Raw genomic sequence first — 26,075 nt, 5'->3', positions numbered from 1 at the left:
GAAGGGAACTACTTTGAGTGAGGCATTAATTACCGCCCAAGAAGCGGAAGAGGTAATTAAAATCCGGACTGGCCCGTTCGGGGCCTTACGTACCCCGTTATTAATTGGTCTTGTCGTCGCAATAATAATTGTTGTTAGCCTGCTCGTCATGCTCTTGCTGTCACTTCGTGGGTCGCGGACGGGACTAGAAGCCGCTCTACCATTTCTAGATAAACAGGCCGTACAGACCTTGCAGGACCCTACACGTTGAAGTAGAGTGATGCCATGAGTACACTCCTATGGATAATCATCGCCATCGCCGCGCTAGTTGTTATTTGGTTTATCGCCACCTACAACTCGCTGATTACCCTGAAAAATAGAGTCCAAGAGGCTTGGAGTGACATCGACGTTCAATTGAAACGTCGCTACGACCTGATCCCGAACCTTATCGAGGCAGTCAAGGGCTACGTCAAACAAGAAAAAGATGTTTTGACACAGGTAACCGAAGCGCGAACTACTGCCATGAGCGCTAAGTCGCCACACGACAAGGCCCAGGCTGAAAATATGCTTAGCGAAACCCTGAAAAGTCTCTTTGCGGTTTCAGAAGCCTACCCCGACCTAAAGTCTTCGCAGAACTTTCTATCTCTTCAGACTGAACTTACGGACACTGAGGATAAAATTCAGGCATCACGCCGTTTCTATAACGCTAACGTCCGTGACCTAAACACTAAGATTGAAACTTTCCCGACCAACATGATCGCCGGTATGGTCGGTGCCCAGAAGCGCGAGTTTTTCGAAGCCGCCGCCGGTGAAAAAGAACCAGTCAAAGTCCAGTTCTGAACAGAGTCGACAATATAGGCTAGTATTATGCTATGAAGTTTTTTGTGGCGTTGGTTGCGCTGATTGGCACCTTACTTTTGCCGCTAGGCTCAGGAGCAACTGAACCGTCCACCGACTGTGTCGTTCAGAAATTTGACAGCGCTATCACTATCAACACCGACGCTAGCCTGAGAGTTCAAGAAGATTTGACGGTCGATTGCGGCTCACTGCCTGGAAAGCACGGCATCTTTCGCATTCTGCCCACACGGGCGCCGTATCCGGAAGGTATTTACGCCGAGACTCCTGTGACGCTCGGCTCGATCACGAATTTTGAAGATCAGCCTCTTACGTACGAGGAATCTGCAAGCCGGATTGATAGCACCATCACCTGGAAGATCGGTGACCCAGACAAGACCATAATGGGGGTCCAACAGTATCGGCTTACTTATCGCGTCGATAACGCAGTCTATGCTGACGAATCCAGACAAGTATTCAACTGGAACCTCTCAGGTAATTTCTGGCAGCTGCCGATCGATAGTTTTTCGGCCCTCGTTGAGCTGCCGATCGATAAAGATAAGGTTGAGTACACTATCTATGACGGTTTGCGAGGCTCGACAGAAGCAAAAATCAGCCAGGCAAGTTGGGACACGAATAGTCAGGGTAAGGACGTGCTGCACATCTTTACAACCGACGCCCTGCTGCCGGAGAACGGCGTCACGTTAGTAGCTAAGTTCCCGTCAGGGACAATAAACACTTATTCGCCAACATTTCTTGAGCAATATGGCACTTGGCTATGGTTTATTTTGCCACTCGCAGTGACATTCGTGCTCTTTAGCCTATGGCGTCGTAAGGGTGATGACCCGAATTTGAAGCGTCCCGAGCTAGTCCAGTACGGCCCACCGGCAAAGTTATCGCCCCTAGAACTAGGCCTACTCGAGAGTTACGGTGAAATTAAGCCGGATTACGTCACGGCGACGATGATCGATCTGGCCGTCAGAGGCCACTTAAGAATCGAAGAAATTGCTAAAAAAGGCCTCTTTGGCAAGAAAGACTATCAGTTGGTGTTGTTGAAGGCTGATACGAGCGGTCTGAAATCCTACCAGAAATTCTTGCTAGAGAAACTGTTCGGCGCCATGGCTGAAGGCAGCACAACGAAGCTCAGCGATAACAAAAATACTTTTCACACCCACCTCGGCGAGCTTAAAGATCAAGGCAATAAAGTGTTGGAGGGAGCCCAGCTTTTGGACCCAGCGAGTCTTATTTGGCGAGGAGCGTTAATCACGGTCGGCATAGTTTTAATCTTTATTGCCTTCTGGAGTATTGCCACGTTTTCGCCCGGATTCATGATCGCTGTCGGCCTAAGCGGTGTTATCACGCTCGTCTTTGGCGTCATTATGCCTCGCCGAACCGACCGGGGAGCGATCTTGCTCCACGAGCTGAAGGGGTTCAAATTGTATCTGTCAAAAGCTGAAAAGTATCGCATGGAGTTCTACGAAAAAGAAAACATCTTCGAGAAGTACCTGCCTTACGCCATCGCCTTTGCCCTAACTGACAAGTGGCTAGCGGCGTTTAAAAAAATCTACGCTGATCAAACTACAACCGCCCCAATGCTCGGTTGGTACGTTGGTTCTGCCCACGCTGCTAGTTTCGATTCATTCAACGACTCTATCTCCTCGCTTTCATCACAAATCGGGCAGACACTCGGCAGCACTCCTGGTGGCTCAGGCGGCGGTTTCTCTGGTGGTGGCGGCGGAGGCGGAGGCGGTGGTTCCTGGTAAGTCACACCTGGCAGGCGGCTAGTTAACTGATATATTAGAGCCACGATGTACAACGAGATTGCTGCCAACAGACGGCGAACGTTCTATATGTTCTTTGTTTTCCTGATGCTGATCATTGGTATCGGCTGGGCCTTAAGCTACATCTACGAAAATCAGGCAATTCTCTATTTTGCACTCGCAATCGCGCTTTTCCAGGGCTGGTTAAGCTACTTCTTCGCCGATTCGATCGCGCTATCTGTAACTGGGGCTAAGGTTGCTTCACGTGAACAGTTTCCAGAGCTTCATCGTTTAGTTGAAAACTTATCCATTACGGCCGGCCTGCCTAAGCCGCGGCTCTACGTTATCGATGATCCCTCTCCCAACGCGTTCGCGACTGGCAGGAGCCCGGAACATGCCGCGGTTGCTGTTACTACGGGGATCTTGCAGCTACTCGAAAAACGGGAGCTTGAGGGGGTGATTGCTCACGAGATGTCACACATCGGCAATAGGGATATTCTCGTCATGACAGTCGCCGTAACCCTGGTAGGCACGATCGTTTTAGTTTCCGACATAATGACTCGCTCCTGGTTCTGGCGTAGCCGCGACGACAATGATAGTCGTGCGGGAGGTATTGGGGCGCTTGTGGCTATCGCGCTAGCAATCTTAGCGCCGCTTTTTGCTCAGCTGATTCAGTTGGCGGTATCACGTAAGCGCGAATATCTCGCTGACGCGACAGGTGCTTTGATGACGCGTTTTCCAGAAGGGCTAGCCCAAGCTTTGGAGAAGATAGAGCGCTACGAACGACCGATGAAAAGCGCTAACCGAGCAACGGCGCACCTATTTATTAATGAGCCCTTCGGAGTTGAAGAACAGAAGTCCTCTTGGCTCTCGACAGTATTTTCAACCCACCCACCGATTCCTGATCGAGTGAAAAAGTTAAGATCGATGCTGTAATGAATACGGCGCCCCAAGAAAGAATCAAGAAATTGGAAGAGTTAATCCGGCGTTTTAACGCCGAATATTATGAGAACGACAATCCCTCGGTTAGCGATGCGGTTTACGACTCATTGCGTTCAGAGCTAAGACGACTAGCTGCCCAGTACCCCAAGAGCGTCGATCAAGATTTGCTAGGCAAACAGGTTGGGGGAGCGCCGCTCGAAAAATTCAAAAAAGTCGAGCATAAAGAGCCGATGCTTTCTCTGGACGATGTCAAAACACCGGCAGAGTTTAACGCTTGGGAAGAACGCACTGCCAAGTTGCTCAAGGATTCGCTAGGGGAACTATACGCGGAACTGAAGGTAGACGGCCTGGCAATCACGCTTCTGTACAGAAGCGGCATCTTGGTTCGGGGTGCCACACGCGGCAATGGCACAGTTGGTGAGGACGTGACGCGAAACCTCTTAACAATTCAGTCGGTGCCGTTACAGCTGAACAAGATTAAGGTTTTGCCGGACGAGTTTGAAGTCAGGGGGGAAGTTTATATGCCTATAAGTGAGTTCCAGAAGATGAACGAAGAGCGCGCGAAAGAAGGTTTGCCGCTTTTTGCCAACCCCCGAAATGCTTCCGCGGGCGCTGTCCGTCAACTTGACCCGCGGCTAACAGCCCAGCGGCCATTGGCTTTCATGGCATATGGCCTGCGCGGCGTCAAAACTTCCACTCACCAGCAAGAGCATGCGCTATTAGACAAGCTTGGCTTCGTCACCGATCGGCGGGCAAAATCTTTCCAGAACCCCGAAGCAGTGGTCAAATACTGGGAAGGGCTCTTAACGGTGCGACAAAACCTTGCTTTTCAGGTTGACGGAGTTGTGGTCACGATAAACGATCGAAATAAATACGAAAAGCTTGGGACAATCGGTAATAATCCGCGCGGCGCCGTTGCCTTCAAATGGGCTGCAGAGGAGTCGACAACAAAACTACACGACATTACGGTTCAGGTAGGACGCACTGGGACGCTGACGCCGGTTGCCGAGTTAGAGCCGGTTCATCTAGCCGGTACTACTGTCAAACGGGCAACTTTGCACAACGAAGACGAAATAAAACGCAAAGATATTAAAATCGGCGACACAGTCATTGTACGCAAGGCAGGTGACATAATCCCCGAAGTTGTAGGACCGGTTAAGGAACTTAGGAGCGGCGCCGAGCGGGCGTTTCATTTTCCGCGCCTCTGCCCGATTTGCAACTCTCCGATATCCCGCCAGGCGGGTGAGGCAGCGTACCGCTGCACCAACAAGCAGTGCTACGGCTCAACGCTTTTACAACTCCGACATTTTACAAGCCGGGCGGCAATGGACATTGTGGGACTCGGTCCGAAAGTTATTGATGCCTTCTACGACGCTGGTTTAATTCGTGATACGGCCGACATTTTTAGCCTCAAAGAAGAGAATGTAGTTGGCCTCGAAAGGTTCGGCGAATTATCGGCCAGCAATATTATCCGCGCGATCAAGGAGCGGCAAAAAGTTACTTTGCCCCGTTTTATCTACGCCTTAGGTATCCGTCACGTAGGGGTAGAAACGGCCCAAGCTCTTGCTGGCCATTTCGGCTCGCTTCAGAAACTGCGTCAGGCAAAACTTGACGAGCTGCAAAAAGTAGCTGATGTTGGCCCAGTTGTTGCGTCGAGCGTCGCCGAATATTTCCAGAACCCTGCCCACCAAAACCTATTGGATCGATTGCAGAAATTTGTCACGGTGGTGCAGCAGGAGAAGGTAGCCGGAAGACTCTCTGGCCAGTCGATTGTTTTCACCGGTACTTTGGAGACGCTAACAAGGGGCGAGGCTCAGGAATTGGCTCGCGCCAACGGCGCTGACGTCAATGACTCAGTCTCGAGGAGTACCGATCTGGTGGTAGTCGGCGCTAACCCTGGTTCTAAAGCTGACAAAGCGCGACAATTCGGTGTCAAAACCCTGAGCGAGTACGAGTTTCGCGAGCTGGTTGAGTCATAAGTTCTCCCCTGGTACACTCACTCCAGATATGAGCGAACTAAATCGCGTGGAAATTGACCATCTTTCGTCTTTGGCCCGAGTCTACTTGAACGAGCAAGAGGCCAAGGAATTTGCCGCTCAACTGCCAAAAATTGTCGATTTTGTCGACCAACTAAGCCAAGCAAACGTCGAGGACGTTTCAAGTGGCTTGTCACTGCCCCTGGAGAAGCTGCGCCAAGACACGCCGTCCAGTGATGAGCTTTCATTAGAACAAATTAAGCGTCTAGCGCCAGAGTTTGACCGTAACCAAATCATCGTCCCACCGGTCCTAGGTAGCTCAGTTGATGAATAAAGCTGCCAGTTACTCGGAGCGCATTAAAACAACTAACCAAGAGCTGAACGCTTTTCTTTTTCAGGCCGAAAACGACCGCACTACAGCGGTAGTAGAAGGTGAGTTAGCTGATATGGCTCTGGCCATAAAGGACAACATCGTCGTCAAAGACTGGCCAACAACTGCTGCCTCGAAAATCTTGGAGGGGTACGTTTCCCCATATGACGCAACGGTTGTCCGACGGCTTAGAGCCAAAGGAGCGGCACTATTGGGTAAAACGAATCTTGACGAATTCGCCATGGGCTCCTCGACGGAGAATTCGGCTTACGGTGTAACGAAAAATCCCTGGGATACCAGTAAGGTGCCAGGTGGTTCTTCTGGGGGGTCGGCCGTAGCAGTTGCTGCCGGGCTTTGCGACGCTGCCCTTGGTTCCGACACGGCTGGTTCGATTCGACAACCGGCAGCGTTCTGCGGCGTGACTGGCCTTAAACCTACTTACGGTTCCGTCTCGCGCTACGGACTCATCGCCTTAACAAGCTCAATTGATGTAATCGGGCCACTTGCCCGCGACGCTAACACTGTCGAGCGAGTCTTCGCGGCTATCAGCGGTCAGGATAAGTTCGACCAGACAACGACCGATTACACCTACAAACCTGAGGATGTCAATCTGAAAGGCTTACGCGTCGGCTTGCCCAAGGAGCTCTGGGAGCTAGATATTGATCAGGAGATTGCCCGCGCCGTAAAGGAATTTGTCGGTTTTTTTGAATCTCGGGGCGCAATTGTGAGCAAAGTTTCACTGCCGTATCTGCCTTACGGTTTGCCAGCATATTACGTAATTACGCCTGCAGAGGTGTCTGCGAACTTAGCACGCTATGACGGTATTCGTTTCCAGAAGAGCGAACGGCGCGACGAGTTAAAAGACATTTATCGCGATACCCGGGCGCACTTCGGGCAAGAAGTGAAACGGCGGATATTGCTTGGGACTTACGTTCTCTCGGTCGGTCATTACGACGCCTATTACCAAACGGCCGTTCGGGTCAAGGATATGATCCGGCAAGATTATGAGCGAGTTTTCAAATCAGTTGATGTGCTGATTTCACCCACGACGCCGACACTGCCATTTGATATCGGCAGTCGCGTTAAGGATCCGATCGCCATGTATCAATCCGATTTGTTGACGGTCGGAGTAAATTTAGCCGGCATCCCAGCGATTGCTCTGCCGTGTGGTTTCAGCGCTTCTGGCATGCCAATCGGGGCACAAATTGTCGCGCCGCACTTTGAAGACAACAAGCTAATTTCCCTAGCGAAGACTTTTCAAGCCGAGACCGACTATCACACTAAGGCGCCAAGGAAGTATTCTTAAACAATGGGACGAAGGGCCAGAGAGAAGAAACTAGCCAAAATCGAGACCGAGGCCTTGGAGCGGACTCTTATTGCCGAACGAAAACGCGAGCAGATGCGCAGTTTCTACTCTTATTTACGCCGAATAACAGCAACGGTAGCTGTAACCATCTTCCTTCTTTGGCTTGGAGTATTCGTGGAAGAGCATATCGGCAGCATCGTCTCTAACATTGTGGGGCGCGGCTAAAAATGGGCTTTTGGCAGACACTTTTTGGCTCTAAACCTAAGCGGCCGGTTATCGACTGGTTGGAAATTGAATCACGGATGCGCCAGATTGATGCGCTAGCCGCCCAGAACAACCAACTAGCTTTCAAGCAGGCGATAATTGATTACGATAAGTTAATCGACTCTTTAATGAGGGAGTTTGTTAAGGCCGATACGTTCGCCGACCGACTCAAAGCCCTGCGCAATCGCTTCCCGAAACAGCTCTATAGCCAGCTGTGGAAAGCTCATCTGAAACGTAACGAATTGGTACACGAATCTGGCAGTTTTGTCGCCGAGTGGGAGAAGAGCACTTTCCTCCGTACCTACAGCGAATCGGTCTCATTTTTGCGTGGAGAGAGCGCCAGATGACGCGAGAACTGACGGTTGGTCTTGAGGTTCATGTGGAGCTGGAGACGACGACCAAAATGTTCTGTGGCTGCAAGAACGATCCTTTTAACGCCGAGCCAAATACTCACGTCTGCCCGGTCTGCTACGGCTTGCCGGGGGCGCTACCGCTACTCAATAAAAAAGCTATCGAGATGACCGTTGGCTTGGGACAGGCTTTAAACGGAAAGATCGCCCCGAAGACTTTCTGGGCGCGGAAAAACTACTTTTATCCGGATTTGCCGAAGGGCTACCAGATATCTCAATCAACCGCTCCGCTAGTAGAGCGCGCCAGTATAGTTATCGAAGGACAGACGCACCGCATAACTAGAATCCATCTTGAAGAGGATGCCGGTAAATTGACGCATGACACGCAAGGTAAACGTTCGCTCGTCGACTACAATCGTGCTGGCGTACCGCTACTTGAAATGGTGACCGAACCCGATTTTCATACCGCCGAGGCGGCTAAACATTTTTGCCAGGAACTTCAGCGCTTGGTTAGGCACCTCAAGATCAGCCGCGCCGATATGGAAAAAGGTCAGATGCGTTGCGAGGCCAATATCTCTATCGCTGCTGCCGGTGCCGAGCTTGGTACTAAAGTTGAGGTGAAGAACCTTAACTCCTTCCGTTCGGTTGAACGGGCGATTAACTACGAGTTTGCTCGCCAGACTAAACTATTAGACGAAGGTAAAACCGTCGCTCAAGAAACGCGGCTTTGGGATGAGAAAAAGGGGGAAACCGCCGTCATGCGTGGCAAGGAAACTAGCGCTGATTACCGCTATTTCCCGGAGCCAGACCTGCCAATGGTCTCTATCTCGCTCGGCAAGGCCACGGGCTCGCTCGTTTTGCCGGATGAGCAACGCACTAGATTAGCGAAGCTCGGCATGAGCGAAGCGATCGCCAAGATTATTGTTGACAGGCAGGAGTTCGATTCAATTATGGAAACCTATGCGGCTTCATCTAAGAAATTCAAAGATGATGACAAGGTTAAGTTTTACACCCTCGAAGATGGCAAGATGCGGGCCGGATTGCCCAAATTTTCCGAGCTTAATGCTAGTGACCGACTGCTGTTACTCGAGGCCAAGAATGATCAAGGCTGGAGCAAGTCGATGTTTGAGAGTTTAGTTGCTCAGGTCCTTGATGGCGAGACGGCTGAAAAACTTGTCGCCGCGCGCAAAGGGACGTCGGGCGATATTGACCCCGAGGCAGTCGCACAAGAAGTGATAAAAGCTAACCCCAAGGCGCTCGCCGATTACAAGGCAGGAAAAGTCGTGGCCTTAAACTTTCTAGTCGGCCAAGTTATGACTAGAACCAAAGGGCAGATCAACGTTACGGTTGCTCAAGACACTATAAGACGCTTGCTTGGGTAGTTGTGCTAAAGTTGATTCATGGGATTGGGAACATTCTGGGACCAGATAGCCGCGCTCAGCGATAAGGCGCTTGATAGATTGCCGCAGTTACTTTTGACGTTTGTTGTTGGCTACGTCTTCCTGAAAATTGTTGCGTTTATCATCAGCAGTCTCATCCGTGTCTCACGTGCCAAACAGGCGTTAAAAGACATCCTGATGTCGGTTATTAACGTTGCACTTTGGCTTTTGCTGGTAGCTGCGCTGCTGCAACAGATGGGTTTGACCCAGCTAGCCTTTGCTTTATCAGGCTTCGTAGCTGTTGCCGGCCTGGCCATCACTGCCGGCGCCTCTTCACTCGTTCAGGACCTCATCTCGGGTATTTTCTTAGCCCAGGACCCGGACTTCAACGTTGGTGACGAGCTGCGCTTAAATGACATTGACGGCGTCGTCGAAAAAATGGACGCCCGCAAGGTCCGTCTGCGCGATAAGAGCGGTAAATTACACGTCCTACCGAATTCAACATTCGACAAAGCATCGTGGATCGTAGTAAAAAAGAGATAGGAGGGAATTTTGACAACGCTTGATTTCATAAACTACATGGCCATCTTAGTCCTTGCTGGTTTTGTGGTCGCGCTCGGTTATCTGATCGTTCTCTTGCATCGTGCAAACCGTATGTTGGGCAGGATCGAAAACCTCTCTAAAACCTTTCGCAGTTTTGTCAGTGACATTGTGCCGGCAATTGTTAACATGGGAACGATTGCTACGGCACTAGAGTCTGTCTTGCGGGCCGTGCACGAGCGCACTGATAATGGTTCTGCTAAGAAAAAGTAGAAATGATAAAAATAGATCCGAAACAAAAACCGTTCTTTGGTCTCGTCGTCGCTACAACTGTTATTGTCACATTCTTGGTCGTTATTGGCACGCTCTACTTTCTTTCCGTCACACCTACTGGCGAACGCTGGAGGACTGCTCTTGGGCTTAACGACCTGAAGGTTTTCGACATCAACACGACTCGCTCGGAAAAAATCATTGTCGAAGAGTCCTCAGCGATCATTGATGCGAGTAAAAAAGTCGACCCGGCTGTCGTTAGCGTCACTAGCATCGGTAGCGCAATGCGCGATGTTTTTGGTTTGGGAACCATTGAAGCACCACAAACTTCCGGGACGGGCTTCGTCATTACTTCTGACGGCTTGATCGCGACGAATAAGCACGTTGTATCAAGTGGTGAGAAGTTTACCGTGACGACTTCGAACAATAAAACCTATGACGGCAAAGTCGTCGCGAAAGATCCGTCGAATGACATCGCTTTTCTTAAAATCGAGGAGACCGGATTGCCGGTGGCTGACTTAGGAGATTCTGACAAGGTTCAAGTTGGGCAGTGGGTGATTGCTATTGGGAACGCACTTGGAGAGCTGCAAAACAGCGTTACCGTCGGCGTCGTTTCCGCAAAGGAACGCTCCGCTAACGCTAGCGGTAGCAGTGACGCATTTTACGGGCTGCTCCAGACTGACGCCGCAATCAATCCTGGAAACTCCGGTGGGCCGCTCCTAACGCTCGGCGGGCAAGTTGTCGGTATTAACTCATTAATTGCTGGTGACGCTGAAGGTATTGGTTTCGCGATACCCGTTAATGAGCTCAAAAAAGACCTTGAGAGCTATAAGAAAAACAGCAAAATTATTCAGCCTTATATCGGCGTTCGTTTCCAGACTATCACTAAGGCGGTCGCTAAATCGTTAGGGCTCGCTGTCGAGAAGGGGGCACTAATTAGCGGGAGTCAGGGGGCTGCGGCGGTTGCTTCTGGCGGCCCGGCTGAGAAAGCTGGCATTAAATCCGGGGACATAATAACTAAGGTCGGTAATGACGAGATCACTGAATCAAATCCGCTGACGCGCCTAATTCGTAAATATAACCCAGGCGATAAGGTGACGCTGACGATTCTACGCGACGGTAAAACTCAAGCACTCGAAGTTACTTTGGGGCAACTTGATTAGGTTGTGATAAAGGCGAAACGGTCGTAGCCAGCAAGGTCAGGCTCAATTCTTACGCTGCCGCCAGGTAGGTTACGATCGACGCTTTCAGCTATCTGGTCCGCGTGAGTGTGCCACATCTCTAAGGCGATGATGGCATCTTTGGCAAGATATGGCTGGATGGTCCCAAGTAATCTACTGATGTATTTAAATCCGTCGTCCCCGGCGTCAATCGCCACCATCGGTTCCCAGTCAAGAATTTCCTCGCTCACAAAGGCCAGGCGTTCTGTGGGGACATACGGAAGGTTGGCGACGACGACGTCGTATTTGTTCTTGGGCACTTTTTCGAGCAAATCGCTCTCGCATAATTCAATCTCTGCACCTAGACGTCGTGCGTTATCCTCCGCTAGCTCCAAAGCTTCTGGCGAAATATCGGTGGCGGTGACTATGGAGGAAGGGAAGTACTTCTTGAGGGCGATTGCCACGGCTCCAGAACCGGTACCGACCTCCAAGACTTTTGCCCCCTGAAACTTACGCTCACGAATCATTTTTACTAAGAACTCTACAAGCTGCTCAGTTTCGGGACGAGGAATAAGCGCCCGTTCGTCAACCTTTAGCTGCCAACCGAGGAATTGTTGGGAACCGACGATATAAGCAAGTGGTTTTCCCTGAAGACGATCGTTAATAGCCTGAGTGAACCTCGAAGCCACACTCTCTGGCAACTCCTCGCTGCCATGCGTAAAGAGCCTGGTTGTATCAGAATCTGTTAAGTAGCCAAGGATAGTTTCCGCTTCGCGTTGGCCGTGAGTGTAACCGGCTTCCTGCAATCTCTGCGCCGCAGCGCCAAGAAGTGCGTTAATCGTCGACATCAATTCCAAGATCAGCCTGAATCAGCGCTTCTGTCACCGCTTCAAGGTTGCCATCTAAAACCGACTCTAGGTTATGCCAGCTTTTATTTATTCGGTGATCGGTTATACGACTTTGGGGATAGTTATAGGTCCGAACCTTGTCGGAGCGATCACCGGTCTTAATCATAGAACGGCGTAAATCACCGGTCTCGCTCTGTTGTCGTTGCTGTTCGGCCTCCCAAAGACGACTACGCAGGACGTTTAGGGCTTTCTCTTTATTTTTCAATTGAGAGCGTTCGTCCTGACAGGTGACAACGATGCCACTTGGCAAGTGGGTGATGCGGACAGCCGAGTCGGTGGTGTTCACGCCCTGGCCGCCATGGCCGCCGGCTCGGTATACATCAACCCGAATCTGATCGGGGCGGATTTGAACGTCGACATCACGTGCTTCAGGCAGCACTACTACCGAGGCAGCCGAAGTGTGGATACGGCCTGATTTCTCCGTCTTGGGTACTCGCTGTACCCTGTGCACCCCGCCCTCAAAACGCAAACGAGAGTAAACTTGATGACCTTTAACCAGAGCTACGGCCGACTTAATCCCGCCAAGTTCGGAACGGGCCAGCTCGATCATTTCCATTTTCCAACCCTGTCGCTCGGCGTAACGTGAGTACATTCGTAGCAGTTCACCGGCAAACAACTCGGCCTCATCACCGCCAGTTCCTGAGCGGATCTCGATAATAGCGTTTCGTTGGTTGATCGGGTCCTCGACGTAGAGCTCGGTACGAAGGCGCTTTATTTCCTCTCGGGCAAGATCGCGAATGGCACGATCAGCCGTCTCGTCGTTTGCGAGTTGCTCGGCTTCGGCTAGTTGGGTTTCAATATCTGACCGCATTTAGCTTAATTTTACCTGGAAACAGGTGAAATTTCGAGGGATATGCCCACCTATCCTTGAAGAGAGGTCCCAGGTTTGTTACAATTTCTCCGTTATGCAAAAAGAGATCCATCCGGAATACTTCCAGCAAGCTAAAGTGACTTGCTCCTGTGGCAACGAGTTCGTTGTTGGCGCCACCGTACCTGAATTCCGCGTCGATATCTGTTCGAACTGCCACCCGCTTTACACTGGTAAGAAAAAGCTTGTCGACACCGCTGGACGAGTTGACCGATTCCAGGCTCGTCTTCAGAAAACTGCCGCCAAAAAAGAAGGTGCGAAGAAATAATGGCGATGCCAACGATTCTTGAACTCGCTCAAGCCGGTGCTCATTACGGCCACCACCGATCGCTCACTTTTCCGAAAGCGAAGAACTTTATTTATATGACCAAGAACAACGTCTCGTTGATTAACCTTGAGGAAACACTCAACCGTCTCGAGATTGCTCAGAAACTCTTAACTGAATACAGAGCAGAAGACCGCCCGATTCTCTTTGTCGGAACGAAGCGCTCGATCCGCTCAATCGTTAAAGAGGCGGCTGAATCGATCCAAGCGCCTTATATGGTCGAACGCTGGTACGGTGGTTTCCTAACAAATTTCGGTAACTTTTCCGCTCAGTTTAAGAAAATGCGAGAACTCGAAGAATTCATCGCGAGTGAGAAGGGCCAGAAGTTAGACAAGAAGCAGCGCGCCAAACACCAGGCCAAACTCGATCACTATCAGCGTTTCCTGGGTGGCGCGGCTAGTCTTAAAGCGATGCCTGAGCTTCTAATTATCGGTAGCGCCACCGAAGACCGTATCGCTCTCGGCGAAGCGCGACGTTTGAATATCCCTGTCATTGCCATTACCGACACTGATGTTAATCCAGACTCGGTTGATTACCCAATTCCTGCTAACGACGACGCTCCGCGAGCCATAGAGATGGTCCTCAAGGCCCTCGTTGAGACGCCCGTAAAAAAGGTTGAGGCAAAATCCAAAGTTGAAGGTGAACCAACTAAGGAAAAACCAAAAAAGGCCGTCAAGAAAGCTGTTAAGGCTACAGCTAAACCGAAAAAGCCCGTAGCGAAAAAGTCTAAGTGATGAGCGTAACTGTTGAACAGATTTTCCGCTTTGCTCCAATCTATTCAACGGATACAATCGAGTAAATATTATGAATATAACTGTTGAACAGATTAAATCTCTGCGCGCCAAGACTGGCTTAGGTATTCACGACGTTAAGCGAGCGCTGGAAGAAGCCGGCAGTGACGAAGCTAAGGCGATGGCCCTACTTAAAGATTGGGGACTCTCAACGGTTGCTAAGAAGGCAGACCGGGCAACTGGCCAGGGTTTGATCGAAACTTACGTCCACGGCGGCGGTCGGATCGGAGCAATGGTTGAGGTCAACTGTGAGACAGATTTTGTGGCTCGCAACGAGGATTTCAAAAAGTTTGTCCGCGAAATTGCGCTTCAAGTTGCCTCGATGAAACCGGAAAATGTTGATGAGCTTCTAAAGCAGGAATACTTCCGTGATCCGTCACTAACGATCGAGCAGTTACTCAACGACACTATCGCCAAGATCGGCGAGAACATGAAGATTAACCGCGTGGCGCGGTTTGAACTAGGCGAGTAGCTTTTAGTGCCTGTTTTAAGGCCACCTTTGCTGGTAGATTACGCTTATGCAGTCAATTAGTTCACTCAAGACAGCAATGCAAAAAACCCTCGACGTCTTAGGCGAGGATTTACGTACGCTCCGTCCAGGCCGAGCGTCAGGTGATTTAGTCGGCACTCTACCAGTTGCTGCCTACGGGGGCACGATGCCGCTTAACCAAGTTGCGTCCATCTCCGCTAATGACCAAGGGCAGCTTATTGTTCAGCCTTGGGATAAATCAGTCGTCGCGGCAATCGAAAACGCCATTCGCGACAGTCAGCTGGGCTTCTCGGTTATTAACGAAGGGGCGCAGCTACGTTTAAGCGTTCCGCCGCTGAGCCAAGAGCGACGTGCAGAGTTCGTTAAACTGGTTGCCCAGAAAGGTGAGGCCGCACGGATCCAATTGAGGCAACTTCGTGGTGATGCGATGCAGACGGCAAATCGGGAGAAGACGGCTGGAACAATGAGAGAAGACGAGCTTAATCGCTTTACTAAGGATTTGAACGAATTAATCGACGATTTCAATCAACAGGTCAAGACACTAGTTGAGACCAAAGAGCGAGAGTTGATGACAGTCTAAATGGCAACGACGTTGATAGTTTTTCTCGTAATCTTAAGCGTCTTAGTTTATGTTCACGAATTTGGCCATTTTCTACTCGCTAAACTAAATGGCGTTAAAGTGCTGGAATTTGCTTTTGGTTTTCGCCCCCGCTTATTCTTCAAAAAAATTGGTGAAACAGAGTACGCAGTAAACCTTATTCCTCTCGGGGGCTACGTCAAATTGTATGGTGAAGGTGACGGGGAGAAAGGCCCGCAGTCGTTTCGATCCAAAAGCATCTTCCAGCGCTTTCAAGTATTAGTCGCGGGCGCTTTGATGAATTTGGTACTTGCCTGGCTGATTCTGACCGGTCTTTTCATGACTGGTTTTGACCCATTAATGCCTGGGGTCGGTAATAACCCGTTTGTCACTGCCACCCAACAGGTGGGGGTGGTTAGGGTGGTGGAAGGAACGCCAGCATCATCAGCCGGGATACTTGCCGGCGACACAATTACAAAAGTTGACGGTCAAGCAGTTGCTAGCGACCAGGAATTTGTTGCTTTAGTTAACAATAAGCGCGGTAAGGAATTGGTACTGACTTTGGACCGAAACGGCGAGCAGCAGCTCGTTACCTTGACTCCTCGAGAAAATCCGCCGCCTGGCCAAGGTATGCTGGGCGTAGCGATTAGATCAACTGGCCAAGTGCGCTCCTCGGTGCTTATGGCGCCCGTAGCAGGTTTTTACGAGACTGGCAGGATTATCGGCGTCTCAGCTCAAGGTATCGGCAATTTTGCGAAAAACCTTTTTATCCGTGGCAAGGTCTCAGAGGACGTTACCGGTATTATTGGTATCGGTGCTTTAACTGGTGTAACGCGGCGCTTAGGCTTCGATTACCTCGTCCAGCTCGTCGCGGTAGTTTCTATAGGTCTCGGGGTAATTAATCTTGTGCCGTTACTGCCGCTTGACGGCGGTCATATTGCGGCCCTAGGTTATGAGAAACTAGCCGGCCGGCCGATGAGCGATCGTCAGCTTGGAGCGTTAGCGACAGTTGGTCTCGCGTTAGTCTTATTACTATTCGTGGTGGTGACCTATAAAGATATTGTCAGGTTCGATATATTGGGGCGCTTTTTCTAATGCGCCGCAGCCAATTTTACATCCCCACGCGGCGTGACGTCGCCAAACAAGAAAGCATTAACGCCTATTTATTAACTAGAGCAGGGTATATCTCACAAATTACCGCCGGGGCCTACGCGCTACTACCACTTGCCGTGCGGTCGATCCATAAGATCGAGCAGATCATCCGCGAAGAGATGGATGCTCTCGGTGGTTCAGAGGTTATTTTTACTGCTTTGCAACCTAAAGAAACCTGGGAAAAGTCTGGCCGCTGGGACGACCCTAACTTCAGGCAGATCGTTTATCAGGACGAAGAGGCTGGTATGACCTTTGGGGCGACACACGAGGAGCCGATGGCGCTCGTCGTCAAAGAGAAAGTTCAATCTTACCGCGATCTCCCGGTGGTGCTGTACCAGTTCCAGACCAAATTCCGCAAAGAATTACGACCAAAGTCAGGATTATTGCGCGGACGAGAGTTCCGCATGAAAGATCTCTACAGTTTCCATGAAGACGAAAAGGCTCACGACAAGTTCTATGAGCAGTCTGCCGCTTCCTACCTAAAGGTTTTTGAACGCCTCGGGCTCGAAGCCTATCGCGTTAAAGCAAGCGGCGGAGTTTTCAGTAGTGAGTTTTCGGACGAGTTTCAGGTTATCTGCCCAACAGGAGAGGACGAAGTACTACTTGATCACAAAACCAAGACTGGTTTCAACAAAGAAGTGGAAGGCAGCGTTCCTAAGCATCAGCTCAAGGGCTTAGAGCGCGTCAAGGCGGTTGAAGTCGGCAACATCTTTCATCTCGGCACCAAATATCCGGACGCCTTCGATTTCAAGTTTCTTGATTCGTCCGGGAAACGACGCTCTATATACATGGGTAGCTACGGGATCGGCATCACCCGCCTACTGGGCATTCTCGCCGAGCTGAACAACGACGAGCACGGATTGAAACTACCCCTGCAGGTTGCCCCGTTTCAGGTGGTTCTGGTAGATCTAGCCAGCGAAGGCAAGGTAGGCGAACAGCTCTATAAAGAATTAGGTGCCTCGGGCGTTGACGTGTTATACGACGACCGCGACGAGGCGCCCGGAATTAAGCTCGTGGAGAGCGATTTAATCGGCGTTCCATTCCGAGTTCTCCATAGTCAAAAAACTGCTCAGGAGGGCAAAGTAGAGCTTAAAAACCGTCTTAGCGGCAAGATTCAGCTGGTTGCTAAGGATGAGTTAGTCGAAAAACTCAAAGCGGAACTTTCGCGCTAGCGCGGTGCCTGTGAAATAGATATTGACCAACCAGTTATTCTACTGTTAGGCTTGGGGTAAGAATAGCGCCCAAGAGGCAGCCCCGTACGTCCTCGCCGTCAGTTTTAGACAGCGGGAGTGTGAATAACCAGTGTGCGGGGTTAGGAGCAAGGAGGTTAGTTATGTCTGAAGAAGGAGATATGACCACGCCAGTAGCAGGTGAAGAAGAAGAAACGGGAGAAACTCCGGCTGAAGTAACACCTGAAGGTGCCGATCCTATGACGGAAGAGCCCGCCAAGCCAGAGGAAGACGACGCTACTGCAACTGACGAAGAAGCAGCGCCAGCTACTGAAGCTTAAGTAAGACATCGATAGTGAGAGAAGAGCCCTGAGTCATCAGGGCTTTTTTCTTGCTCTATTTCTCGGTAACCTAGAGCTAAGGAGGGCATGAGACCATATATTGTGGGTAACTGGAAACTGTATCCGACGTTGAGCGATAGCTTAGTACTAGCTGCAACCTTGAAACGTCGTCTTGAGTCCCTCAAAGGTGTTGAGGTTGTCTTGGCGCCGCCGAATGCGTGGTTAGTGCCAGTTGTTGAGGCGTGGCGCCACCCTTTAAGCCATGTCCATTTCGCCGCCCAAAATATCTGGCCGGAGGATCAGGGGGCTTACACCGGAGAAATGTCGGCCTATATGGCTAAGGATTTAGTTAAATATGCGCTTATTGGTCACTCGGAGCGCCGACTGCATGCCCACGAGGACGACGATTTGGTTCGAGAAAAGGTTCAAGCCTGTTTACGTTGGCGACTTAGGCCGATTGTCTGTGTCGGAGAAGCGAAGCGGATTATTGATTCGACGGGACGGGTTGATACTTATCAGTGGCAAAAAGTCGAAAACGAGATGATGGAGTCACTACACGGCGTTAAAGACGACGATCTTGGCCGAATCCTGATTGCTTACGAGCCGCTCTGGGCGATTAGCAGCGCTACTAGCCATAACCCAGCTCGTCCTGAATACGCTGCGGAGGTAATTCGACGGCTCAGAGCTCGGCTTGGGGAGAAGTACGGCGTTAGTCGGGCCGCAGAGGTGCCAATTCTTTACGGCGGCAGTGTTAGCAAAGACGACGCAGCGGATTATCTTCGACAAGAGGGCATTGATGGAATACTAGCTGGCGCGGTGTCTGTTAAGGCAGCTGATTTTATTGCTATTTGTGAGTTGGCCGCCCGCCGAGCATGAACAGAATCAACGTCGTTGGCGATAGCTTAATCGATCTTAGTTTTGCCCTGCCGCGTCAGTTTATCCATCGTTACCAACAACAGCAGAAACTTGAGCTACCGTTTGGTGAAAAACTCTCAACGGAAGGTTACGCTCTTGACGCTGGCGGCTCGGGAAATAACGTCGCTGTAGGTATGCATCGGGCCGGTTACAAGGTTTGGTTTCATACTGGGCTAGCGACGGATGTCTTTGGTGACTTCCTGCGAACATTCCTAGGGTCCAACGATATCAGTGTTGATGAAGGTGAAAGCATGACCCAAACTCCAATCTCTGTGATCCTACGCGCTGGTGGAGAAAGGACTATTGTTACAGCTCGCAATTTTCCGAGCAGTTGTCCAAAGGTGCTGCCAGAGGAGGACTGGCTCCACCTTGGTCCGTTCCACGGCGATTTAGACAAGCTTAGTTCAATCGTTCAGCCTCATCAGGTAAAGAGCGGCCAAGGCATAAGTTTCAACCCAAGTATTGAAAGCCTTGAGGAACGCTCTCGTGGTCTGTTGTCGCTACTCAAGACGGTGACGATCTTATTTGTCAATCTTCATGAAGCTATAGTCCTGACGCGACTGCCTCAGCGTACACCAGTTGAAGAGCTGCTCTCGTCCTTGAGACGGATGGGTCCGAAAACTATTTGTATCACTGACGGAGAGCGCGGAGCATACGTTGCCGATGATGAGGTAATACTGAGCGCTCCGGCGCTGGTGACACAGCACGAAAGGATCGATGCTACCGGCGCTGGCGACGCCTTCACTACCGGATTTCTGGCGAGCTACTTATCGCCAATGGAACTTGCCAGCCAGGGGGCCCTACTGCGTCGCTCACTGGGCTGTGGGATTGCCTCCTCAGCTGCCGCTATAGGCGAAGTCGGAGCTACCCGGGGTCTATTAGACTATGAAGCGATTATGCATGATGCCGAGAGGGTTAAAGTGAGATCGCTCGGATGAATATTGCCATTATTGGCGATTCGCCGTTTGCCTTTCTTCTTGCCCGGGAGCTTGACCAAGACGTGGCACGGCACGCTCATGTCGACATTAAGTTGCTCACTAGGGAAGACAGGTTAGCGAACTTACTTGATCATCGAAGTGGCACCGCTTGGAAAACGATCAATAAACGTTCGGCATTGCGTCACGTCGCACTCCGCGCGGAGGCTGTTAAATCGGTGTCGCTGCGTGAGAAGCGCCTTACGACTACGAAAGAGATCTTGCCTTACGACATTCTTGTCGTCGACCAAGCACCGCACTTTACATCGGAGGAACTTAGCCGGATTGAAGCATCGATTCATAAACTAATTCTAGCCGTTAAGAGTAAGCCAAAGAGTCGCGCCGCAATCAATTTTCAGGGCGAGGACGCCTCCACCTGGCAGTTAGCTCTATTGATAAAGGGTTGGCTTGGCAAACAACACATTCAGGATGTGGCCCTCACGATTCCGCCTACCCAAAATAAGGCACTGAATGATTTCCTGAAAGGTAATGGCCTGATGCTTGGTAGGTCTAAGGATCCAGGGATTACGGTCGCTCCCTGCAGCCCAGTAGTCTCACCGAATAAACTAAAAGGAGCCCATATTGATCGGCTCGACTGCGTCGTCAGTGACGCCAAGGCTCTTGCTAAGGGTTATCGCGATGTTCTAGTCCGAAGCGGGGATGCCTCGACTAATCTCTGGCGTGCTGAGCAAACACGGGCCAAGCTTTTTTCTTCCCAAATTGCCCGCCTGGTTGAGAATGAAGCATTGAGGCCCTTAGAGCTTGAAGGGGCAGCCTTAGGCTTATCGGGAAATAACGGAGCATTGACCATTGTTGGTAGCTCGCAAAATACAGGTCTGAGAGCCAAGACGATTATCGGCCTTGATCTAGCCTTTTGGCGTAACTTACTTCGTCGTTACCACTGAAGAGTGATCGGCTCGAGGTCTGTAAAAAATCCAGAGTAGTAAAAATGCAGCGCCTATCACGAGTAGGACAATACTAAGGCTGGATAGGCTGCGCTTTAGAACCTCAAGAACAGCCGTAGTTACGTCCACGATGAGTGGCAAAAATGGACTGCTATTACTCGGCAATAGATCGATAACGATTCGCCCAACCCAGTCCCAGGCAATAAGACTAAACGCCGCTTCGATTAAACCAGTCAGCAAGAAGATAAACGCTAAGCTCAAAAATGCTCGCCGTCGCCAAACAACCAGATAAAGCAACAATATGGCAATTGTGATGCCCCAGACCAATTTTACGAACCGTAAGACGTTAATGACATTTTGACGTACATCAACAAGTGCTGGGCTCTCCTTGGCCGACAGCTCGTTTGGTAATGTGGCGAGGACAGTATCGACCTGATTACCGAGTAAACCCGCGATGTCGTTTGAACGAACGTTGTCGGAGGGCAATTTACAAGACGGCAATCCCTCGGTCGTACCCCAAGCCTTTATTTGCTTGTCATTGCACGTCGGGAGATTGTCATATTTGCTCAATAGCCGGTCGACAGCCTTCTCTCTAGCCTTAACCTTGAATGACGCTAAGTCGTAACTGAAGTCTAAGTTGGTGGTCTCCCCCGTAAGCCAGTTAAGGTAGGCAACTGACGCCTTATCGGTAAAGGCGTAAAAAGTCTGGCTATCGACGGCGCTTGTCAGAATATCGGCAAAATCTTCGCGGGCAAATGGAGAGCTGCTAAATAGCTCGTCAGGTAGAATATTTGGTAGGTTAGCGCTAAGACGACCGTAAAGATTGACCTCTCGAACCTGGTGATTGATAAATTCCGGATTTTTGACTTTATTAACGGTAAAGCCGAGGCTGGAAGTGAAGATAAGAGCTACCAGCAACAAGCCAAAAAGGGTCTTAAACATCTTAAACCATTGTAACACCGCCCGAGCTTAAGCTGGCAGCAATTGGTTAGACTCGGGTATATTGGAACTATGCATTTTCTTGAAGACGCCCCGCTCTCAGGCCGTCGCGTTTTGCTTCGTATAGTCGCTGACGTGCCGTATGATTTGAAGAAACGCCCAATTGTCCAGGACGACTTTCGCTTGCGCCAGGTTATGCCCACAATCCACTACCTGTTAGATTACGGCGCATCCGTGGTTTTATTGTCCCACCTAGGCCACCAGGACGAGAGTGGCGTGGTAGAAAAAAAGAATAGCTTAGAGCCCATTTATGCTCACTTGTCGGATCTACTTAGGCGGCCGATTAAATTCGCACCGTCACTCTTCGGCGCTGATACCCAGCGTATGGTTGAAGCGCTTAAGCCCGGCGAAATTATGGCGCTAGAGAACCTGCGCTTCGACCCAGGTGAGATAAAAAACTCACGAACCTTTGCGTCCAAACTTGCCCGATACGGCGACCTTTACGTCAACGACGCTTTTGGCGTTTCGCATCGGGAGAGCGCCTCGATCGTGGCGCTTGCGGGGCTCCTGCCGTGCTACGGCGGCTTATTACTCGAGCGTGAGGTTCAGGTCCTCTACAGCCTGATGAAGAACCCAGCTCGGCCTTATGTCACGATTGTCGGCGGGGTCAAAATTAGCGACAAAATGCCAACAATTAAACAGTTCATTCATAAGGCTGATTGGATCCTGGTCGGCGGCGGCGTGGCTAACACACTTCTCAAGGCCTCAGGGATTAACGTCAAGGACTCTGTCATCGATCTTGAAGGTCTCGAAACTGCCAAGGAGATTCTGAAACTAGGCAAAGGTAAGTTGATCTTGCCGATTGATTATGTCTGGCAAGGTAAATCGATCGTCGATATCGGCCCGGAGACGCGTCAGCTTTTCAAGAAACATCTTAACCCCGCGCGGACTATCTTTTGGAGCGGCCCGCTTGGTAAGGTTGAAGATGCGAAATATCGCCAGGGCTCGCTAGAGATCGCTCACGCTGTCACTCACGACGGCGCCACGACCGTTGTTGGTGGCGGAGACACTGTCAGCTTCGTTAACGACGCTAATCTCGGCAGACTCTTCTCGTTTATCTCAACTGGCGGATCAGCTACCCTAGAGTACTTGAGCGGTACCAACTTACCGGGCCTTATCGCGTTAAGCCGTTAGTCGCCACTTTTTTCTGGAGGGATCGAACTATTCTTAGTGATACTATCTAACTTCTGGTCGACGGCCTTCTTACTGTCTTCAATATCCGCCTCAACCTGACGGAAGACCGCACCGCCGATCTCCGCTTTATGAAGGTCTTTGTCGATGTCGCGCTCAAGATCTGCAAACTCTTTGTCGATCTGATGGCGAGTTTGCCGCATACGCTCAGCCACGCTAGCGAAACGACGTTTGGCTCGTTTCCAGATGAAGAAAAAGAAAGGAGTGGCTCCTAACAGTATGATCAATAACAAGATCGCTATGAGCGCCATGGGAAGGGTAATTGAACCTAGCACTACCGAGCCTGACAGAACCGTCACGGCTGCCTCGTTCGAGCGGTTACTCTCAGAGGTGTCCGCCTTTACTTGGATGGCATAAAATAAGTGCTTACCGGGGAACAGCACTCCCTTGTACGTATACGTCCACTCAACCACTTGGTCGTCTGGCGCCTCTTGGAGGTTAATTAGCTGACGTTGGCTATCCGTTAGGCTCTCCCGAACTACAAACTCGGCGATCTCCTTGCCTTCGACGTAGAGTTTCACCTTCGATCCTAACAATGCCGTGCCTTTGAACACTATAGGCTGCAAGACAGATACGAAGTGTGGGTATTCAGTTATAACTGGCCCTGGAAACCCTTGAACCTCAAATTGTCCTAACACTTCAGTGACGTTACCTGCCTTATCGAAGGCACGTACCTTGAAGTGATGGGTGCCTGGTTGTTGCCGCGCTAGCTTCGTTGAAGACTCAGCTATGCTAAGTGGTTCGCTCGCGTCAATAATGATCTCGTAGTGGTCGATTCCGGAGAGAGCGTCAGTCGCCTCGTATGACAGTACGGGGAAAGGATCAGTGTTGCCGCCGCTCTGGACCACTTTAACTGGGAATTCGACAGGTGGCGTTAAGTCGATCTGGACCGCGTAACTGGCCTGCAGGTCGCCGTCCGTTGCGTGAGTTGAGAGATCGAACGTCCATTTTCCTTCAGGTGTATCAGGGAAGCTGATTGAACTCTCTTTAGTCGTGCCTGACTTAGTGCCAAAGCTATAGCTAAAACTCGTCGCCCCTGAGGGCTTATTCCAGGATAAGCTAACCGATTTATCCTTATACCACTTACCCTGGTCGGGATGGGTTGAGGAAGAAATGGTGAGCGGGGTTACGGGTTTGCTGATGGTGACCACCGAACCGCTACTGCCGGCGTAGACGTTTGTGGCGCTAGCGTTGTTGGCCAGCGTTTTACCGTTAGCGATGCTAATATTGGCCGTGCCGGCCGCTTTGGCCTTAAAAGTGATGCTGAATAGCTTGCCAGTGCCAGTATAGCCAGGGCTTGGCATTCCGCCAGCAAAATTGATGCTCTCGCCGTTAATGCTGGGCGGTTCTGGCCAAAGGCTAAATATCGAACCGCTCTGACTCACTGCTGTAGCTTGTAGCAACGACCCTGGAAAGATAACCTGGCCGCTGGCCGAGTTAACGGCTTCGTCGCTGCTTAGGTTCACATTTACGGTGAATGTTTTATTTATATCGGTTTTTATCGAACCGGCCGTTACTGTTAAACGTCCTGATGCCGAAACGGGTTGGGGCAGCAAAAGAGCAAATAACCCCAAAACCACTAGCCAAATTAATAATCCCCTCTGTAATTGCATCTTACTTAATATTTATTGTGACAGGTTGAAAGGTAGAGACAACTTGGCTGCCAAGACCGTCGTTAGCGAGTAATCGGCTTTTTTTCGAGTCCAAACTAATAATTGCTTCGCCGCTGGCTTTTGCCTTAAAGACGACGGTTGCAACCAAGCCATTTTTGCCACTGAAACCAGGTTTGGGCAGGCCACCCGCCAACTCTAGGCTACCTGACTCGTTAGTGAATTTGGGGAAACCAGTGATCCAGAGAGCGAAGAAGCTACCCTCCTTTTTGATTTCGATCACCTCGAGCTTGTCGTTAGGGAAGCTGAAGTAAAACTCGGCGGCATTAATAGCAGTCGGAACGCTGAGCCGCAGAGGGACTTCAAAATTCTGACCGGCTGAGATGGTTTTGGGTGCTTGAAGATCGATTTTTGCGCTTCCTGGTAACCTCAGAAGCCAATACAGAACGAGCACGGCAGCAATAAGGGCGATAAGTATTACAACACGTCTCATCATCCGCCCGTCCAGTAAAACATCTTGCTAACGCTTCGAGCTTCTACCGGCCAGTGTCTAATATTCATTAGCCACCTGTCCAGTAAAACATCATTACAGAGAAATCTACTAGGTCCACAGGGCCGTTGTCGTTAATGTCGGCAGCCTTATTAGCAGGGTTAGAGGTGCCGTAGTTGAACATTAGCATCGAAAAGTCCGTTAGGCTAACAAGGTTATCGATGTTAAGGTCGGCCGAGAGCATTACTTCAAATGACTTTGCGTCAGTTAAGACAGATTGGTTACCGTTGCCGTCATTGACTAGCGCTGAGGCCGTGTGGCCCCCGAGATGAAGCACGTCGCCAATCGAGACGCTCCATTCACCATTTGAATTTGTCGAAACCTGTTGTGAAATCTGATTATGGCTATTAGTGAATGTTGTTACGGTGCTGTTGTGTCGTGCTAACCCAGACTCAATTAACGCAACTGGCCGTTTTTCGCTAGCGGGCACGGAGATTACTGGCGGCAGTAGAATCCCACTGACCGTCACCGTGGAGCCAGCGACAACGTTGATAGTGAAGCTTAAGGTTAAAGTTCGACGGCCGTCGAGAGATTGTCCGAAAACACCAAACGTGTGCAGCCCTGGTAGCAAGCCCTGGATCGTCTTATCAAAGAAGCTAGCAGCGTTGGCGACCGTTGTTCCGGCGACCATACCACCGTCTAAGATACTGACGATCGCTCCGGGGAAGACATCGCCCGTAAAGCGAACATCGCCGTTAGGCAACGGAATTGTTAAGGAGACAGTCACGCCTTCGATAATAGCGACTGCTATTGTTCGTGAATCATCGCCGTAGCTACCGGCGACTGTCAGGCTGGCGATGCCAGATGTGGCGGGGTTAGAGACGAGCGTTGATCCTGTGCCGACAACAATAGTGACACTTGCTCCTGCAGCACTTGAGGTAAAACCAGCGCACGCGCTTAGAGTCACAACCTGCCCGGCAACAGCAAGGCCGATGTTATTGGCGCCGGCAACGCAAGTGGCTAAGACTGTCCGGCTGGTACCGTCGTCGAATGAGATGTCACTGGCCGAAAGGGCAGGAAGGGTAAAGTTGCTACCAAAAGTTAGTCCGAAGCTCTCGCCTGCGGAGAAAACTGTCGTCGCTGACATATCAACAGTGATGGTATGTCGGCTATTTGTTGCCTTGCGAGAGTCGCTCAAGGTGTCTTTCACTGAATCGGGACGCACTGCCAGTGCTGAGGG

General features: G+C 50.7%; 30 protein-coding genes. 24 read left to right on the top strand and 6 right to left on the bottom strand.

What is annotated here, in order from left to right:
• The first annotated feature begins 13 nt into the window (after positions 1 to 13).
• The 13 genes from HY845_03320 to HY845_03260 are packed head-to-tail and all read left to right on the top strand — an operon-like array spanning position 14 to position 11,133.
• Entirely contained in the window at positions 14 to 250 is a 237-nt protein-coding gene (locus tag HY845_03320; GenBank protein ID QQG51563.1) for a hypothetical protein, read from the top strand.
• Positions 251 to 264: 14 nt separating this feature from the next.
• Positions 265 to 819, top strand: coding sequence for a LemA family protein (locus HY845_03315; GenBank protein ID QQG51562.1), 555 nt, complete (start codon positions 265 to 267; stop codon positions 817 to 819).
• A 32-nt stretch (positions 820 to 851) separates the two neighbouring features.
• Complete coding sequence (locus HY845_03310) at positions 852 to 2,576, top strand: DUF2207 domain-containing protein (GenBank protein ID QQG51561.1); 1,725 nt, start codon at positions 852 to 854, stop codon at positions 2,574 to 2,576.
• Positions 2,577 to 2,621: 45 nt separating this feature from the next.
• Entirely contained in the window at positions 2,622 to 3,509 is an 888-nt protein-coding gene (locus HY845_03305; GenBank protein ID QQG51560.1) for a M48 family metalloprotease, read from the top strand.
• The gene (gene ligA / locus HY845_03300; GenBank protein ID QQG51559.1) at positions 3,509 to 5,494 is read left to right on the top strand and encodes an NAD-dependent DNA ligase LigA; all 1,986 of its coding nucleotides are present in this window, start codon (positions 3,509 to 3,511) and stop codon (positions 5,492 to 5,494) included. Before HY845_03305 ends, ligA begins: the two co-directional genes overlap by 1 nt.
• 28 nt (positions 5,495 to 5,522) lie before the next feature.
• Positions 5,523 to 5,825, top strand: coding sequence for an Asp-tRNA(Asn)/Glu-tRNA(Gln) amidotransferase subunit GatC (gene gatC / locus HY845_03295; protein ID QQG51558.1), 303 nt, complete (start codon positions 5,523 to 5,525; stop codon positions 5,823 to 5,825).
• On the top strand, positions 5,818 to 7,167 hold the full coding sequence (gene gatA, locus HY845_03290; GenBank protein QQG51557.1) for an Asp-tRNA(Asn)/Glu-tRNA(Gln) amidotransferase subunit GatA: 1,350 nt from the start codon (positions 5,818 to 5,820) through the stop codon (positions 7,165 to 7,167). Before gatC ends, gatA begins: the two co-directional genes overlap by 8 nt.
• 3 nt (positions 7,168 to 7,170) lie before the next feature.
• Positions 7,171 to 7,392, top strand: a complete 222-nt coding sequence (locus tag HY845_03285; GenBank protein ID QQG51556.1) for a hypothetical protein — start codon at positions 7,171 to 7,173, stop codon at positions 7,390 to 7,392.
• Between the two features lie 2 nt (positions 7,393 to 7,394).
• Positions 7,395 to 7,778 carry a hypothetical protein gene (locus HY845_03280; GenBank protein ID QQG51555.1) on the top strand — a complete coding sequence of 128 codons (384 nt, stop codon included), beginning with the start codon at positions 7,395 to 7,397 and terminating at the stop codon, positions 7,776 to 7,778.
• A complete protein-coding gene (gene gatB / locus HY845_03275) occupies positions 7,775 to 9,163 on the top strand; it encodes an Asp-tRNA(Asn)/Glu-tRNA(Gln) amidotransferase subunit GatB (GenBank protein QQG51554.1) in 1,389 nt (462 codons plus the stop codon). The genes HY845_03280 and gatB overlap by 4 nt, the downstream gene beginning before the upstream one ends.
• A gap of 18 nt (positions 9,164 to 9,181) precedes the next feature.
• Positions 9,182 to 9,703 carry a mechanosensitive ion channel gene (locus HY845_03270; protein QQG51553.1) on the top strand — a complete coding sequence of 174 codons (522 nt, stop codon included), beginning with the start codon at positions 9,182 to 9,184 and terminating at the stop codon, positions 9,701 to 9,703.
• A 9-nt stretch (positions 9,704 to 9,712) separates the two neighbouring features.
• On the top strand, positions 9,713 to 9,973 hold the full coding sequence (locus tag HY845_03265; protein QQG51552.1) for a hypothetical protein: 261 nt from the start codon (positions 9,713 to 9,715) through the stop codon (positions 9,971 to 9,973).
• A gap of 2 nt (positions 9,974 to 9,975) precedes the next feature.
• Positions 9,976 to 11,133: a trypsin-like peptidase domain-containing protein gene (locus HY845_03260; protein ID QQG51551.1), complete on the top strand. Its 1,158-nt coding sequence runs from the start codon at positions 9,976 to 9,978 to the stop codon at positions 11,131 to 11,133.
• Here the strand turns inward: HY845_03260 and prmC are convergent.
• Positions 11,130 to 11,978 (bottom strand): peptide chain release factor N(5)-glutamine methyltransferase, encoded by an 849-nt coding sequence (gene prmC, locus HY845_03255; GenBank protein QQG51550.1) that lies wholly within the window; start codon positions 11,976 to 11,978, stop codon positions 11,130 to 11,132. The genes HY845_03260 and prmC overlap by 4 nt on opposite strands.
• A complete protein-coding gene (prfA, locus tag HY845_03250) occupies positions 11,965 to 12,849 on the bottom strand; it encodes a peptide chain release factor 1 (GenBank protein ID QQG51549.1) in 885 nt (294 codons plus the stop codon). The genes prmC and prfA overlap by 14 nt, the downstream gene beginning before the upstream one ends.
• A gap of 94 nt (positions 12,850 to 12,943) precedes the next feature.
• On the opposite strand from prfA, the gene rpmE reads away from it, so the two are divergent.
• The 10 genes from rpmE to HY845_03200 all read left to right on the top strand — a co-directional run bounded on the left by rpmE (position 12,944) and on the right by HY845_03200 (position 20,545).
• Positions 12,944 to 13,174, top strand: coding sequence for a 50S ribosomal protein L31 (rpmE, locus tag HY845_03245; GenBank protein QQG51548.1), 231 nt, complete (start codon positions 12,944 to 12,946; stop codon positions 13,172 to 13,174).
• Positions 13,174 to 13,965, top strand: coding sequence for a 30S ribosomal protein S2 (gene rpsB / locus HY845_03240; protein QQG51547.1), 792 nt, complete (start codon positions 13,174 to 13,176; stop codon positions 13,963 to 13,965). The genes rpmE and rpsB overlap by 1 nt, the downstream gene beginning before the upstream one ends.
• 70 nt (positions 13,966 to 14,035) lie before the next feature.
• On the top strand, positions 14,036 to 14,494 hold the full coding sequence (tsf, locus tag HY845_03235) for a translation elongation factor Ts (GenBank protein QQG51546.1): 459 nt from the start codon (positions 14,036 to 14,038) through the stop codon (positions 14,492 to 14,494).
• A 46-nt stretch (positions 14,495 to 14,540) separates the two neighbouring features.
• Positions 14,541 to 15,092: a ribosome recycling factor gene (frr, locus tag HY845_03230; protein QQG51545.1), complete on the top strand. Its 552-nt coding sequence runs from the start codon at positions 14,541 to 14,543 to the stop codon at positions 15,090 to 15,092.
• A complete protein-coding gene (locus HY845_03225; protein ID QQG51544.1) occupies positions 15,093 to 16,184 on the top strand; it encodes a site-2 protease family protein in 1,092 nt (363 codons plus the stop codon).
• Complete coding sequence (locus HY845_03220; protein QQG51543.1) at positions 16,184 to 17,413, top strand: prolyl-tRNA synthetase; 1,230 nt, start codon at positions 16,184 to 16,186, stop codon at positions 17,411 to 17,413. Before HY845_03225 ends, HY845_03220 begins: the two co-directional genes overlap by 1 nt.
• A gap of 161 nt (positions 17,414 to 17,574) precedes the next feature.
• The gene (locus tag HY845_03215) at positions 17,575 to 17,751 is read left to right on the top strand and encodes a hypothetical protein (GenBank protein ID QQG51542.1); all 177 of its coding nucleotides are present in this window, start codon (positions 17,575 to 17,577) and stop codon (positions 17,749 to 17,751) included.
• 87 nt (positions 17,752 to 17,838) lie between these two features.
• Complete coding sequence (tpiA, locus tag HY845_03210; GenBank protein QQG51541.1) at positions 17,839 to 18,627, top strand: triose-phosphate isomerase; 789 nt, start codon at positions 17,839 to 17,841, stop codon at positions 18,625 to 18,627.
• A complete protein-coding gene (locus HY845_03205; GenBank protein QQG51540.1) occupies positions 18,624 to 19,604 on the top strand; it encodes a carbohydrate kinase family protein in 981 nt (326 codons plus the stop codon). The genes tpiA and HY845_03205 overlap by 4 nt, the downstream gene beginning before the upstream one ends.
• Complete coding sequence (locus HY845_03200; GenBank protein QQG51539.1) at positions 19,601 to 20,545, top strand: hypothetical protein; 945 nt, start codon at positions 19,601 to 19,603, stop codon at positions 20,543 to 20,545. The genes HY845_03205 and HY845_03200 overlap by 4 nt, the downstream gene beginning before the upstream one ends.
• Here HY845_03200 and HY845_03195 read toward each other — a convergent pair.
• A complete protein-coding gene (locus HY845_03195; GenBank protein QQG51538.1) occupies positions 20,525 to 21,487 on the bottom strand; it encodes a hypothetical protein in 963 nt (320 codons plus the stop codon). The two genes, HY845_03200 and HY845_03195, sit on opposite strands and share 21 nt — an antisense overlap.
• Before the next feature lie 69 nt (positions 21,488 to 21,556).
• On the opposite strand from HY845_03195, the gene HY845_03190 reads away from it, so the two are divergent.
• A complete protein-coding gene (locus HY845_03190) occupies positions 21,557 to 22,678 on the top strand; it encodes a phosphoglycerate kinase (protein ID QQG51537.1) in 1,122 nt (373 codons plus the stop codon).
• On the opposite strand, the gene HY845_03185 is transcribed toward HY845_03190, so the two are convergent.
• The 3 genes from HY845_03185 to HY845_03175 all read right to left on the bottom strand — a co-directional run bounded on the left by HY845_03185 (position 22,675) and on the right by HY845_03175 (position 26,060).
• Positions 22,675 to 24,348: a hypothetical protein gene (locus HY845_03185; protein ID QQG51536.1), complete on the bottom strand. Its 1,674-nt coding sequence runs from the start codon at positions 24,346 to 24,348 to the stop codon at positions 22,675 to 22,677. The two genes, HY845_03190 and HY845_03185, sit on opposite strands and share 4 nt — an antisense overlap.
• Before the next feature lies 1 nt (position 24,349).
• A complete protein-coding gene (locus tag HY845_03180; GenBank protein ID QQG51535.1) occupies positions 24,350 to 24,841 on the bottom strand; it encodes a hypothetical protein in 492 nt (163 codons plus the stop codon).
• A 64-nt stretch (positions 24,842 to 24,905) separates the two neighbouring features.
• Entirely contained in the window at positions 24,906 to 26,060 is a 1,155-nt protein-coding gene (locus HY845_03175; protein ID QQG51534.1) for a hypothetical protein, read from the bottom strand.
• Positions 26,061 to 26,075: the final 15 nt, after the last annotated feature.

The organism is Candidatus Berkelbacteria bacterium, from assembly GCA_016432625.1.
In the GTDB taxonomy this organism is placed as follows: domain Bacteria; phylum Patescibacteriota; class UBA1384; order 2-12-FULL-50-11; family 2-12-FULL-50-11.
Note: the sequence above shows the minus strand (reverse complement) of the source record. Positions and strands in the feature narration are given on the sequence as shown.